Genomic DNA, 13,598 nt, shown 5'->3' on the forward strand with positions numbered 1-13,598 from the left:
TGTTATTTATGAATGACCCATTATTTCGCATGTATTAATATTAGCATTCTCCTCATAGCAATTTTTTATCCGATTTTGTACAAGCAGTTATATTATATGATGATTGTTCATATACTGAAATACAAAGATTGGGGGGCAATTTATGCATTTAAAACCACCGGACAAAAAAACACGCAAAACAATTCCCGTTCATCAAAAAATGAATGCTTTTAAAATCATGTCTTTATCAAAGCAGCTTGAAAGAATAGTTAAAACAACCTTCTCATGCAGGATATTTACGGATCCTCAAGAGAACACATGGACTTTTACATATCACTCCCAAATGGATATCACTATTACCTTGAGTTTTCACGATCATTATACGAAGCATTATTCCCATATTACCATAAAGGAATTCAATATACCACACATTTTTCGTGAAAAAAACATCGATAAGGAATTGCTGCATGTTATTCTTAGATTCGTAGAAAATCTAGATTTTGATGTTCTTATCTTTTATATAGATTCAATGGCTAATGCAAAGCTATGTAAAAGTTTCAATTTTAAGGAGCTTAGCTATCATGAATTGTTTTTAACGCTTAAACCAAAATTCATCATAAGGTCTAATGCTTCCGACGTCTAAATCACCAAGACAAAGCCTCGAGCATAATGTTCGAGGCTTTATACTAATTAGATGATTTTGTTGCTCCAGTTTTCTACATTCCAAACGTCAGTAATCCAATCTTGATAGAATTCTGGTTCATGGCATACAAATAGAACTGTTCCCTTAAAATCCTTTAAAGCCTTCTTCAATTCTTCTTTTGCCTCTACATCCAGATGGTTTGTTGGCTCATCCAAAATCAAGACATTACATTCTCTTTGCATCAGCTTGCTCAATCTTACCTTCGCCTGCTCTCCACCGCTTAAAACCTTCATTTTGCTCGTTATACGATCATTCCCCAGGCCAGCCAAAGCAAGGGCTTGTCTTACCTCAAACTGAGTAAAGGTAGGAAATTCGCTCCACAGTTCTTCCAGCGCCGAACGGTCATTATCATAATTTGATTCCTGCTCAAAATAACCTGGAATCACGTAATCCCCATGTTCAACCTTACCATCATAGGATGGGATGAATCCCAGCAGCGTTTTTAAAAGGGTGGATTTTCCTAAACCATTGCATCCCACGATGGCGATCTTCTGTCCACGCTCTAAGCTAATATTTAGGGGCTTTGTCAACGGACCATCATAGCCAATCACCAAATCTTTGGTAGTAAAAATGAATCTTCCAGGAGTTCTGGCCTCTTTAAAGAAGAAGGTCGGCTTTGCCTTTTCCCTGGGTTTTTCAATCAGTTCAATTTTATCCAGTCTCTTCTGACGGCTGTTTGCCATTCCCCGCGTAGCAACTCTCGCCTTATTTCGCGCAATAAAATCTTCTAGCTTTGCAATTTCTTGTTGCTGTCGGTTAAAGGCATTGATTTGTTGCTCTTTTTTAATTTCATATAATCTCATAAAGTCATTGTAATTTCCTACATATCTCGTAAGCTCTTTATTCTCTACATGATAAATAATATTTACAACTTTATTTAGGAATTCAATGTCATGGGATATAAGGACAAAACTATTTTCATAATCCTGTAAAAATCTTGTCAACCAATCGATATGCTCTACATCCAGATAGTTCGTCGGCTCGTCCAGAAGCAAGATCGTAGGCTTTTCAAGCAGCAGCTTTGCAAGAAGTACTTTAGTACGCTGTCCACCACTAAGATCCTGCACCTCTCTGTCAAAGCCAATGGCACCAAGTCCTAGTCCATTTCCGACCTCTTCTACCTTGGCGTCGATCATATAAAATCCACTGGATTCCAATGTATTTTGGATATCTCCCATATCTTCCAGAAGCTTTTCCAGTTCCGCTTCATCCGCTTCTGCCATTCGATCTCCAATCTGGAGCATTTCTTCCTCTAGTTCAAACAAATACTTAAAAGCATCCCTTAAAACTTCTCGTATTGTCTTTCCTGGTGTCAAAATGGTATGTTGATCTAAATAGCCTACCTTCACACGATTTGACCAGATGACTTTTCCCTCATCAGGGGTTAACTTACCAGTAACAATATTTAAGAATGTTGATTTACCTTCTCCATTTGCACCTATCAATCCTACGTGTTCGCCCTTTAAGAGCCGGAAGGATACATCTTGGAATATGGCACGATCACCAAAACCATGGCTTATATTTTGAACTGTCAAAACACTCATCGTTTTTTCTCCTTTGCTCTTCAATATACATACCTTTCTATTTTATAACAAAATCGTGTAAAGTTCAAAATAAATAGATGAAAATTTTCTTCTATTTATATAGAAAAAATTTGCAGCAGGATGTCCGGCTGCAAATTTCTTTACTTTCTTGGAGCAAATAGTAATCCCCTTCGTTTTCTATTTAAGTATTCTTCAATACTCTCAATTCTTTCTTCTACCTCTTTCATTCGAGCCTTAAGCTGATCTATTTCAGTGTTCTGGACAGCATGGCTTCCTGCTTCTTGCCTTCCAATTTCCTTTACCTCTCTACTTTCTCTCACTTCTTTTTTCTCTATAGAATCCAATATATCCTTCAACCCCCTTAAGTTTTCACTCATTATACTGGATGGGCTCCCATCCTTTTCTTTTTTTTTTGATTTCAGTGGGATCTCCGTCGCTTGATCTAAAGATCCAAATCCAATAAAAGAAAATGCAGGAAATTCTCTACCAAAGGAATAGTTCAATAAATAATTTCTCTTCAAATTTTCGTCATTGCTCAAAAATTTGTAACGCACAAAAGGCTGTTCCTTTGATGCTTTCCATAAATAGGGCACACTCCAGGTATTGCCCATATCCATTGTAAAGCTGCTGACAACTTGATCATATTCTGTCCATACGACCCAAAGCTTTTTATCATTATATACAAAGGTCGGATAGGAGCAATTTGCAGGATTTGAAACATATTCCTCGGTCATTTTTGTTACTTGGCTACCTTTAATTTTATATCCTTCATATCTAACAACAAGATTTCCCTCTACATATTCACTATAGGTCAAATGAAAATTCTCTTTGCTCGTCATAAGTGTATCTAGATACATCTTATAGTTCGATCCAAAGGTTAATTGAACGCCAGTACCCCACTTTTTATTGAACGTATCAAAGGTCTTTAGAAAGATTTGTTCTTCTTTTTTTATCTGATTATAATAGCATAATATTAAGCGATCCTTCTCAGTATAAATTTGAAAGGGATTTAGTACCTCTTTTCTTCCTATATCCTCCACCTCATAGGTACTCCATGACTGTTTTTCATATAGATGGTGATAGATTCTATATCGCCTATCACTTTCTGCACTGGAAACGCAATACAAAATATGAACAGCCTTTTCATAAGCTGCAATGCTTAAATTATATATTTTAGTAGAATTTGCCTCAACCAATGTACTCGTATGCCAGGTGCTATTCATATAATCAAGCAATACAATACTTCCATCATTTTTCTGACAAGCTACATAGAGAGTATCATCTTTATCAATCACCGCATCAAATTCTAAAGAACAATTCTCGATCAGCACAGTTTTTTCTGTGCTCCCTAGAATCTTGTCAAAGTATACCAACACAATTTTCTCTTCGCTCCATAGGAAACTGTATATATTCCCAAAGCTGTCACTTGCTAAAACACTGGACTGATTTACAAAACCCATAACCTCACCACCCCATAAAATAATATATTCCTTAGCAGCCTTCATGAACCATCATTAATGAAAATGAATAGGATATAGCATACATTTCTAGAGCAAACCCCTTCATATCACCATATTCAGGATTCATATAAAATATGACAAATTCCATAACATGAGTAACATAAAACTACCTGTAGAATATACTGGCATTAGAAATAAATATTTCTAAATATTTTTGATGATAAGGAGGTAAGCTTATGGCAGGCAACCATAACAATGATGTATTAGGTCTTTCTATTACCGATAGATGCTGTAAGGGTAATACAGGTTGTGATTGGGACGGCACGCTTCGAAGAGTCGTCAATGAACCAATATATGTTCAAAAAGTGTATGATGCAGCCCTATTTAATCTTCAAGGTTTAAGAACTGCAGCGAATCAAGTATTCTCTCCATCACTAGGAGCAGGTGCTCGAATCATCAGAATACTAGACATACGTTGTAGAAAATTCTTTAACCCTGCAAATATTAATGATGCAAGAAATTTAAGAGCAATCCCTACAACAACCATTTCTGGTGGAGACATTGTAGAAGATGGCTGTGGAAATCCTGTACGTGTCATCGGTCCTGATGGTACTGCTTCTGAAACAATCGTCTTTGTAAATACAGAAGATTGTGACGAAGAAGGGAAAGGCACTCCTATTTTTGGTACACAGAATATCGAAATCGTTGGAAGTGTTGTAGTAGAAATCGATGTCATATTCACAGATGATTGTGATAAGGAATGCGAAGTAACTTTAAGCGCAACCATTCCAATTGGCTCTGAACAACATCCACTATTGCTCACTAACTTCTTTGAATTGTGTATTCCATCTGTATTTGACACAGCATTCTTACCAAGATTCACTGAGTTCTGCAACATTAGCTGTGAAACAAGATTAGCAACAAATAGTATTTCAAGGGATATCATGATTGACCCCAGAACTGGAACAGTCAGAGCAAACCTATTGATCGCTTTGTGCGTAACTTGCGAGAAGAAGATCATCGTTCCTGTACAGTTATGCGTATTGTCTACCGGTTTCCCAGTACTCTCAGCTGAAGTTGCACCTATTTGCTCCAGCTTCCCACAGTTATTCCCAGATCAAATTGATAGGCGTCGCCCCTGTGCACAAGAGGCTGAAGTTGAAGTTGAAACAGAATAAAGCAATAACTAAAAAACACTCGGAAGAGTGTTTTTTAGTTATTGCTTTATTGCCTTTTGTTCTGCAAACCATGGTGATATATCATCTTTTGTTCTAGACAGCTCCTCACCTGCTGATGACAACCCAACGATCTCAAATTCAGAACCCTCAAACTCATTCATATATAACAACCATATTCTTGTGTCATTATTCCCATGGATAATCTTGGCTTCCTTTTCAACGCCTCTTTTCTTTTCAATAACCATTACTCGTGCGATATCCGAGTTGCCGATGATCCCGAAATATATTGGGAATGGGGTACCTTCTATATTGGGGGAATAATCATATGTTAATCCAAATTTATCGGCAAAGAACTTTGCGTCTCCCCGTACACCTCCATAGATATATTTCCATCCTTTAATGCCCTTTCTAAAAAAGTCGGTATACAGGCTATCCTCTCCTTGTCGCGTATAAAATGCAATGCTTCCAGTAGCCGTTTTTTCTTCATGAATCATGATGATGGGATTCGATGTCAATCCATTGATTACTTCTTCTATAGTTTTTGGGCTGCTGCCCCCTTTGAAAGCAGTGAAAGACACAACAACGAGTATTATCAAAATAACACTCTTCCATTTTTTGTTCATAAATCTCTCCTTTTTTTAAAGTCCATTACTTTTTCTTTTCTACCAATTCTTTGATATATAGAGGTTGAAATTCCCTTGTCAAAACATCCATATAGATTTCATCATATTTCTCTCCTGCGATTTCCTTTGATTCTCTTATTCTGCCAGCTTCTTTAAAACCTGCTTTTTTATAGCAGCTTATTGCAGGCTGATTATAAGAAAATACTCTCAAATAAATATTATGGAGATTCAATATGTTAAACCCAAAATCAAGCAATAGATGTATTGCTTCTGTACCATATCCCTTTCCCCAATAGTCCTTATTGCCAATAAAAATACCTAATTCAGCCACCCTGTTCATATAATCTAATTTTGGAAATCCAATATTTCCAATCAGCTCATCTTTTTCTATATCCACAATAGCAAAATTGAATTCAGTTTCCGACAGTCTCTCCAATGTTCGTTTTTCTTTTGCTGGTGTAATCAAGCTGGCTGAAAAGATCATACCCACAGCCACTTCCATATCATTTACCCACAATGTATACTTCTCATAATCATCCACATTGATCGGTGATAAATAACATTTCCTGCCCACCATTTTTTTATAGTACATGCATATCTCCTCCTATCTCCCACTCTTAATAATAAACTATCTATTCAAACACTATTAAACATTATAAAACCACGACACATCAATCACCTCTACTATAATGTTATTCTATACTTTCTTCTTAGTTCTCAATGACTAGCCTATGTTCATCACAGGTGTTATTCTCCCCAATACATAACCCCTTGCCGAACAGCCATTTTTTCTTTATAATACATCTTCTACATTTACCATTAATTTCCTCCAAGCAAAATTGGCATTTTCTTACTGTACGCTTTAATAGGTACAATTCCGCATAATGACTTATTCAATTTAAAAAAGTAGGATATTCTCCTACTTCAAAAAATCATATATCTCATTATTTAATTATAATCACTACAACGCATAGATTTATTATCATTTGTTAGATTTTTACTCTATCCCATTTGCCATTTTGCAGGACCATAACTTCGCTATATCCAACTTCCTTCAAATAGGAAAAAGCCAAATCAAAATATCCATCAATAAACTCTACCGAATGGGCATCTGAATTAACCATAACATCTATGCCCTTCTTCTTACATTCTTTCAGTATCCATTTGCTTGGATAGGGCTCCTTTATATAGCCTCTGGTAATCCCACCAGTATTCACTTCAACAATGGTTCCATGTTGCTTTATCACATCTAAAAGCTTGTGAACTTGAGTGATATACCATTCCTCTTGTTCAGAAAAATACCTTTCGTCCCCATTATTTTTCTTCACAACATCCAGATGTCCAAGTATATCAGGTTGATGTTGCTCAATCATTTTTATAAGCTGCTCATAATAGGAGCATACCAAATCCTCTATATTTCCATCAAAATATTCGTTGAGTGTTCGTTTGAAATCTTCATCGTTGCCATCCACGCTGTAATAAGTATTATTTATATGATCACTAAAAAAATGAACCGAGCCAATCTGATAATCCACATCATATTTGTTGAATATATCTCTGCTATCTCCACCAAAATAATCTATCTCGAAACCAGTATATATCTCAATCCTATCTTTATATTCTATCTTTAGCTTGCCAATCGCATCTAGATAATGGATCACGTTCTCTTCTTTCATCGTCCATGTACTATCAAAGGGAATGGGTGCATGACTTGAAAATCCAATTATCTTAAACCCTTTTCTTATCGCTTCTTCAACATATGTCCTTGGCTCACCGATGCCATCGCAGTAATCGCAATGCATATGATAATTTGATATTTTCAATTTCAATCCTCCTCAATCTACATAATCCTTCTTATTGCTAAATACAAGCAATACGAAATTACTTCATAAAAGCTCCTCAATCATTAAAAACTATTATACCATTAATAAAGCTATTACTTCTACTTCAAAATCACCCATTTTACTTCCATTACTTGTACAGATCACATTGGATCACTAGAATAAACTATTCCCAAATTATTAGTAACTTCTATTACAATTTGTATGTTATTATCTTCTTTATTTGCTTACACAGTTTCTTCCTTTCTTTTTGGCTCGATACAATGCCTTATCTGCAGCTTTCATGACATCTTCTGCTGTTCGATAATTCTCATTACGTTCTGCTACGCCAATGCTAATGGTAACATTAAGCTGTTTACCTGTCGTTTTCTTATTACTCTTTTTTGTACTTTTCTTTCCTGTATATGTATAGTTTGTCTTCGAAACTAACTCCCTCAACTCTTCCAAATGACCTGTAATCTCTTTCATATCATTGTGTGGAAAAACGATTGTAAATTCTTCACCTCCATAGCGAAAGGGCTTACCACCCCCATTTACATGGGTTAAGCAGTTCGCTACGAGTTTGAGCACATCGTCCCCAATATCATGTCCATACGTATCATTGAACTTTTTAAAAAAGTCGATATCTAACATAGCAATAACATAATGCCTACTCAGCTTAGACAGTTGTTCTTTTAAGGCTCTTCTTCCCGGCAAACCAGTTAATTCATCAATATAGGCCATTGAATAAGAAGACTGAATCACTGACATAATTAGCAGTAGTAATGCTCCAGAAAAAAATATGGATAGGGCAAATTGTTTTGATCTAAGAACAAAAGCCATAAATATTTCAATCATAACAGCAATATAGAATATATCTATAATTAATTTTTTATAGATATATCTGCCAACAAAGATAATGATAGCTGCTGTTATTAAAAGCATGGCCAGCTGTGGCAAACTCCAATGGTTGAAGACATTCTCTCCTATTAAATTCATATCAAAAATCTTAATAGCATCATAATTTTTTAGTGCGGCTGTATGAAAAACATATATAACTTCCATAAAGATAAATGCCATTCTCAATTTGCCATAAAACGATAAAATGCCTCTTTCTTTCAACAATGAGAATAATAGTATGTTTAGGGGAACTAAAGAAAGAAGCATATTTTGAATTGCTTTCGCCTCAACATCTGTAGCAAAATTCATTTCATAGGAAGGATCAAGAATGAATTGGCTCATTATGATAACAACTGATATGAAGAAAATCTGACTCCTATTAAAGTAATAACTGATTATTATTGTTACTATAAAAAGTATCAACGATATATACTTTAATATGGATAGGATTCCAGGACTAAATTCACTAATTCTATTAAAAAGGAAAGTAGTCATAACAAGTACGAAAATAATTGGTATAACTGATAAAAATTGTTTAGTAGAACTTTTCAAGTAACTTTACCCTCTCTTTCTTTATGAATAGGATTAGTAAGGATTTTTGCACTTAAGATATTCGACATTTTACCACAAATTCCTACCAAAATTTCTGATTTGGGTAGTTAAACCTACTTCTTTTGTTACAAGGCAAGTAAGCGCTTGATTGAAGTCAATCCGCCATGGATATTCTATAGCAACAATAGGTGGGCAACTTGTTTCAAATCCTCTTCTTCAATCTTCTAAATAAGCATCGTTGTTATCTCTTCTGAACATAAGTTGATTTTTCTTTTTACCTATTATATCATAGGAATTAGAAAATTCTTACAATTATTAGGATAGTGATATTCTATAAGGTGGATTGATATTATGAAAAATTACTTAGATTTTCAAATAACTATGAACTTGCAAAAGGATGTAGAAGGCTACTTTTTGCTCCATGGCAGGCAAGATACATATGAGCATACACTAGACGTCGTCGAAACACTCTATAATATAGAACAGCAATTTGGATCTATAGAGCCTGGAAGTAAAATTGCCTGTTATTGCCACGACTTGGGACGAGTAGTTAAGAATGATGAAATGATTCGTTTTTGTATACAACATGACATTGATATTAGTGATGAGGAAAAGCTATTGCCCTCAATTCTGCATCAAAAAATATCATGCTACTTGGCAGAAAAAGTGTTTGGGATAAAAGATATATTAATATTGAATGCTATTAAATACCACACAACCTCAAGAAAAAGTCCCAGTGTGATAGAAATGGAAGTGTTTCTAGCTGATAAGATGAGCTGGAAAGAGAATGAATATAAAGAATTGGTCAGTGATCTTAAAGAAGCGCTGACGCATTCAAAAGAAAATGCAATGTTATATTATTTATCTACCCTAGAGAATAACAAAGAAAAGATGAGGTTATATCATTCGGATTCAAGAGAAGCTTTTCTATATTTTTATCAAAACACATCAACTCGTAATGTTTAAATCATTTCTCCAATATATTTATGAAGCTATCTATGGACGACATTGTTTTGCCCGCAGAAAGAAACCATGAATAAAGAATTACGATATTTTTAAAGTGGGGGTACAATTGTGTTAGATTTCAATGAACTTAAAGATATACCCGGCTATGATGCTTGGCAATGCATTAAACAGATAAATCAAGGATTTTCAAGTGACAAAAAATTTTTCATCAAGGATGCCAATGGCAGAAAGTTCTTTTTAAGACTATCGGATGTTTCTTTGTATAATAGAAAAAAGCAAGAACATGAAATAATTTGCTCTATGTCGCAGCTTGGAATACCAACAGTACAAGAAGTAGATTTGGGCTTGTGCAATTACGGAAAAAATGTGTATATGCTCCAAACATGGATAGATGGACACCTACTTGAAACTGTACTCCCAACATTAACTGAAACCAGACAATATGAGCTTGGCTTAGAAGCTGGTAGGATTTTAAAAAAAATACATTCCATACAATCAGCAACTACTTGCGATTGGTATTCAACACGACTTAAGCAATATCTATCAAGCTATGAAGAATATAAAAAACATCATATAAGCTATGAACATGAGCAACAGATTGATAAATTTATAAATGAAAACATCGATTTACTTAAAGGCAAGCGAGTATCCCTAGTGCATGGTGATTATCATGTAGGAAATATGATTTTACCTCCAACAGAAGCTATCTATATTATTGATTTTGATCGTTTTGATTGGAAAAATCCTATTGAAGATTTTTATAAACTGGCAGTTTTTAGCCGTTACATCAGCACTTCATTTTGTATCGGACAAGTAGATGGCTATACAGATTTCAGTCCATCCAGAGAATTTTGGAAAATGTATGCCTTAAGCGTAGCCATGACTTCTTTTTTATCGTTATTATGGGGAAAACGGATATCTGAAGATATGTACAGACATAGAAAAAGACTTTGTGACATCTTGGTTCAAGACCATGATTACTTTAAAAGCAATATTCCTAAGTGGTATAGAAAATAGCTATTGGTGAATAATGTATGAAATCCCCTTTAAATGCGCTGCATAGGCTCTTGTATGCCCATCAGTGAAAATATTTAGTTGCTTAACAGGTATTCCTTCGACAGCAGACCAATCAGATGGATTAAACCATTCTAAAATATTGTGTAACTTATCAGAATTGATAAATAGCTGACTCGGCTGAATTTTCTTTAAATCAATAAAGAAACAATCTGACACTACATTTCTCTCCTTACGAAATAATCTTTCTATGAACTTCTTCTCAATATTAAATTTGATTTATTCGATGTATGACATCTTTATTATCCAATATCTCTGCTATATAACCACTTAAATACCTTAAAGAATCCTTATGAAAATTTTCGTCATAGGAGTTAATACAATCAACCGCTAAAATAATTTCCATATCCCTTTGATAAGCGTCAATTGTTGTCATTCTAACACACGCATGGGTGTTTATCCCAGCTATAATAATTTTGTTGATATTCATGTTATCTAAAATTTCGTCCAGTTCTGTTCTAAAAAATGCACTATATCGCTTCTTTAAAACTTCAATGTCTTCTGGTTCTTTTTTAAGTCCTTCAAGAATCTGACATCCAATCGTTCCTTTAATAGTTTTCTGTATCCTTCTTTTTCTCATAATTAGAAAAGCATCATGTAAATCCTCATGAAACTCTTGTCTGACCCATATGACAGGAATATCCTTCCCTCTACAAAAACTAGACAAGTCATTGATATTTTTAGTGAGGATATTCCTCTTTTGGCTCAGAACTCCACCTTCTTCGAAAAAATCTTCCTGCATATCAATGATAATTAATGCCCAACCCATGTGTTCCCTCCTCTTTCATCCTTAACCCCTTATTCTTGCTGCTACAGCCTATCGTACCAATAAACTATGCTATCATCATCAAGTGCCTTGCCACCTGTTGATTCATATAAATGAACTGCTCTTGTATTCGATTTGTTTGTAATTACAAAAACCTTAGACATGTTCTTGCTTTGACAGATATCAATGAGCTTATTCATTATTTTCTTTCCAATCCCTTTTCCTCGATACTCATCTAAAATCTCTACTTCATGAATATACATCATGTTATTTTTCCCATCATACCTTTGGAGTTCATATCCGAGAACAAACCCAATTATCTTTTCGTTATCTATACATGCAATCATATAGTTCATGCCCTTTTCAAGCATTTGTCTGACAGAATCGAGTTTCGATGAGTAGGAACGAAATTCTTCTACCATCGTAAGAATTTTTTTATCATCCTCTAAAGTTAATCTTCTTATTTCCACTTAGTTCCCCCCTCGCCTTTGTAAATTCATCTAAATATTCATTTTATTTTAGATAATCATTTTGCAAATAGTTCTAATGTATGCTCAATCAAATTTATATCTCCCCACTTACCATGACCTGGTATAACAACTTCTATACTCGGATACTTTTCTGATACCTTTTTAACTGATGATGGCCATTGATTTATATTAGCATCAGTGATACTTCCTAAATCCTTAGATTCTAATGACTTTATTAAACAACCTCCAAACAGTACCTTATGCTCTGGAAGTCATACCGTGATATTATCTACAGAATGTCCCTCCCCTGGATAAAAAATTTCAAAGTTCTCATTCCCTATTGTGATGGTATGATTTGAATCCAGTTTTGGCTCTGGCGTCGCAAATCCATTTTTTTCAGCTTCCTTAGCAGTTTGACTTGTACTCAGAACATCGATTTCGTTATCTATTAAGGTATCAATCCCACCGATTCTATCAGCATGAGCGTGAGTTATAATGGCGGTAGTAATCTCTTTATTAAACACTTCTTGGGTTAGTTTCAATAGTTCTTTCATCTGCCCATTATTCCAAGGTGTATCAATTAAAACTATACCCTCAGAAGTAAGAACCAACATGCCATTTGACGGTGTTCTAATGCCATTATAATTTTCGTAACTGGTATGTATCCATATATTGTCCTTTATCTTTGATAATTCAACATAGTTTTTATCATACGAGCCACTCTCGTAACTACTCTTCTCAACTTTAGAACTACTATTCACATCGACATTGCTTTGACAAGCAATTAAGCCAAAAGTGATTAGCATAATAAGTAATAATAGATAAACGTTCTTCATAATAAGCCTCCCAAAATGCATATATTTAAAGTTGATATAACCCGATTAGGTATGAAGGATGTTCTTTGAATTTCCTCTTGCCATGACATATTTTTTCAAGTCTAAAATCGATAATTATTGCATGAATCCAAAAAACTCAACTGCTACAATCAAAATTATCGCTATAGTTACAAAGCTTGTAATTGCCCAAATAAATGAATATAACATCTGTTGTTTTACTGTATAGGCTTTTGATTGTAATACAAATCCATACATCATCACTAAAGTTCCACCGATAATAACATAAACGGGAATTTGAAAAATTAATCCCATTACTACCATAAAACTAAATAACACAATAAATTGAATGATTAGATTCTCTTTTTTCCTAAAATATTTGGAATACTCATAGTAATCAATCTCTCCCGAGTAAAAAGCAATTTGCATATACATGAATTCTTTTAATTTTTCTATCAAACCCATTCCCCCTTGTAATTTGCCCCTTTAAGCTTATATCCTTCTCCCTATAACATGATATAACTATGTACTTGCATTAATATTTCTGCTAAGCCCGTATTTTGTAGTATGTATATTATTTATTTCTCCATTTACCATTAATTTCCTTTAAAATGAGAAAAAAGTAGGTTCTTACTTTCTAATGTTGCATCAAAGAAATAATTACAGATTGACAATGGAAAAATTTTAATAATGAAAAAAAGAACCTCTTTTGCTTTAATGGAAGTACGCC

15 protein-coding genes are annotated in these 13,598 nt (G+C 34.4%); 4 read left to right on the forward strand and 11 right to left on the reverse strand.

What is annotated here, in order from left to right; genetic code table 11:
• Positions 1-142 precede the first annotated feature (142 nt).
• The gene (locus HNQ80_RS15355; RefSeq protein ID WP_184311560.1) at positions 143-622 is read left to right on the forward strand and encodes a hypothetical protein; all 480 of its coding nucleotides are present in this window, start codon (positions 143-145) and stop codon (positions 620-622) included.
• 47 nt (positions 623-669) lie between these two features.
• Here HNQ80_RS15355 and HNQ80_RS15360 read toward each other — a convergent pair whose 3' ends face one another.
• Together HNQ80_RS15360 and HNQ80_RS15365 are read right to left on the reverse strand one after the other, a co-directional pair.
• Complete coding sequence (locus HNQ80_RS15360; RefSeq protein ID WP_184311561.1) at positions 670-2,226, reverse strand: ABC-F family ATP-binding cassette domain-containing protein; 1,557 nt, start codon at positions 2,224-2,226, stop codon at positions 670-672.
• Between the two features lie 140 nt (positions 2,227-2,366).
• Positions 2,367-3,686 carry a hypothetical protein gene (locus HNQ80_RS15365; RefSeq protein WP_184311562.1) on the reverse strand — a complete coding sequence of 440 codons (1,320 nt, stop codon included), beginning with the start codon at positions 3,684-3,686 and terminating at the stop codon, positions 2,367-2,369.
• Between the two features lie 236 nt (positions 3,687-3,922).
• On the opposite strand from HNQ80_RS15365, the gene HNQ80_RS15370 reads away from it, so the two are divergent.
• Positions 3,923-4,864 carry a hypothetical protein gene (locus HNQ80_RS15370; RefSeq protein ID WP_184311563.1) on the forward strand — a complete coding sequence of 314 codons (942 nt, stop codon included), beginning with the start codon at positions 3,923-3,925 and terminating at the stop codon, positions 4,862-4,864.
• 38 nt (positions 4,865-4,902) lie between these two features.
• Here HNQ80_RS15370 and HNQ80_RS15375 read toward each other — a convergent pair whose 3' ends face one another.
• The 4 genes from HNQ80_RS15375 to HNQ80_RS15390 all read right to left on the reverse strand — a co-directional run bounded on the left by HNQ80_RS15375 (position 4,903) and on the right by HNQ80_RS15390 (position 8,549).
• Positions 4,903-5,487 (reverse strand): hypothetical protein, encoded by a 585-nt coding sequence (locus tag HNQ80_RS15375; RefSeq protein WP_184311564.1) that lies wholly within the window; start codon positions 5,485-5,487, stop codon positions 4,903-4,905.
• A gap of 25 nt (positions 5,488-5,512) precedes the next feature.
• Complete coding sequence (locus tag HNQ80_RS15380) at positions 5,513-6,079, reverse strand: GNAT family N-acetyltransferase (protein WP_184311565.1); 567 nt, start codon at positions 6,077-6,079, stop codon at positions 5,513-5,515.
• A 397-nt stretch (positions 6,080-6,476) separates the two neighbouring features.
• Positions 6,477-7,310, reverse strand: coding sequence for a histidinol-phosphatase HisJ (hisJ, locus tag HNQ80_RS15385; protein WP_184311566.1), 834 nt, complete (start codon positions 7,308-7,310; stop codon positions 6,477-6,479).
• 237 nt (positions 7,311-7,547) lie between these two features.
• Positions 7,548-8,549 (reverse strand): GGDEF domain-containing protein, encoded by a 1,002-nt coding sequence (locus tag HNQ80_RS15390; RefSeq protein ID WP_184311567.1) that lies wholly within the window; start codon positions 8,547-8,549, stop codon positions 7,548-7,550.
• A gap of 561 nt (positions 8,550-9,110) precedes the next feature.
• On the opposite strand from HNQ80_RS15390, the gene HNQ80_RS15395 reads away from it, so the two are divergent.
• Positions 9,111-9,725: an HD domain-containing protein gene (locus tag HNQ80_RS15395; protein WP_184311568.1), complete on the forward strand. Its 615-nt coding sequence runs from the start codon at positions 9,111-9,113 to the stop codon at positions 9,723-9,725.
• A gap of 108 nt (positions 9,726-9,833) precedes the next feature.
• Positions 9,834-10,742 carry an aminoglycoside phosphotransferase family protein gene (locus HNQ80_RS15400; RefSeq protein WP_184311569.1) on the forward strand — a complete coding sequence of 303 codons (909 nt, stop codon included), beginning with the start codon at positions 9,834-9,836 and terminating at the stop codon, positions 10,740-10,742.
• On the opposite strand, the gene HNQ80_RS15405 is transcribed toward HNQ80_RS15400, so the two are convergent.
• The 5 genes from HNQ80_RS15405 to HNQ80_RS15425 all read right to left on the reverse strand — a co-directional run bounded on the left by HNQ80_RS15405 (position 10,743) and on the right by HNQ80_RS15425 (position 13,327).
• Entirely contained in the window at positions 10,743-10,958 is a 216-nt protein-coding gene (locus HNQ80_RS15405) for a hypothetical protein (RefSeq protein ID WP_184311570.1), read from the reverse strand.
• A 49-nt stretch (positions 10,959-11,007) separates the two neighbouring features.
• Complete coding sequence (locus HNQ80_RS15410; protein ID WP_184311571.1) at positions 11,008-11,568, reverse strand: cysteine hydrolase family protein; 561 nt, start codon at positions 11,566-11,568, stop codon at positions 11,008-11,010.
• 41 nt (positions 11,569-11,609) lie between these two features.
• Entirely contained in the window at positions 11,610-12,035 is a 426-nt protein-coding gene (locus HNQ80_RS15415; RefSeq protein WP_184311572.1) for a GNAT family N-acetyltransferase, read from the reverse strand.
• Positions 12,036-12,307: 272 nt separating this feature from the next.
• Positions 12,308-12,871: a metallo-beta-lactamase gene (gene bla, locus HNQ80_RS15420; RefSeq protein ID WP_243183304.1), complete on the reverse strand. Its 564-nt coding sequence runs from the start codon at positions 12,869-12,871 to the stop codon at positions 12,308-12,310.
• Positions 12,872-12,985: 114 nt separating this feature from the next.
• Positions 12,986-13,327, reverse strand: a complete 342-nt coding sequence (locus HNQ80_RS15425; RefSeq protein WP_184311573.1) for a hypothetical protein — start codon at positions 13,325-13,327, stop codon at positions 12,986-12,988.
• Between the last annotated feature and the right edge of the window lie 271 nt (positions 13,328-13,598).

It is taken from the genome of Anaerosolibacter carboniphilus, assembly GCF_014205875.1.
GTDB classification, from domain to species: domain Bacteria; phylum Bacillota; class Clostridia; order Peptostreptococcales; family Thermotaleaceae; genus Anaerosolibacter; species Anaerosolibacter carboniphilus.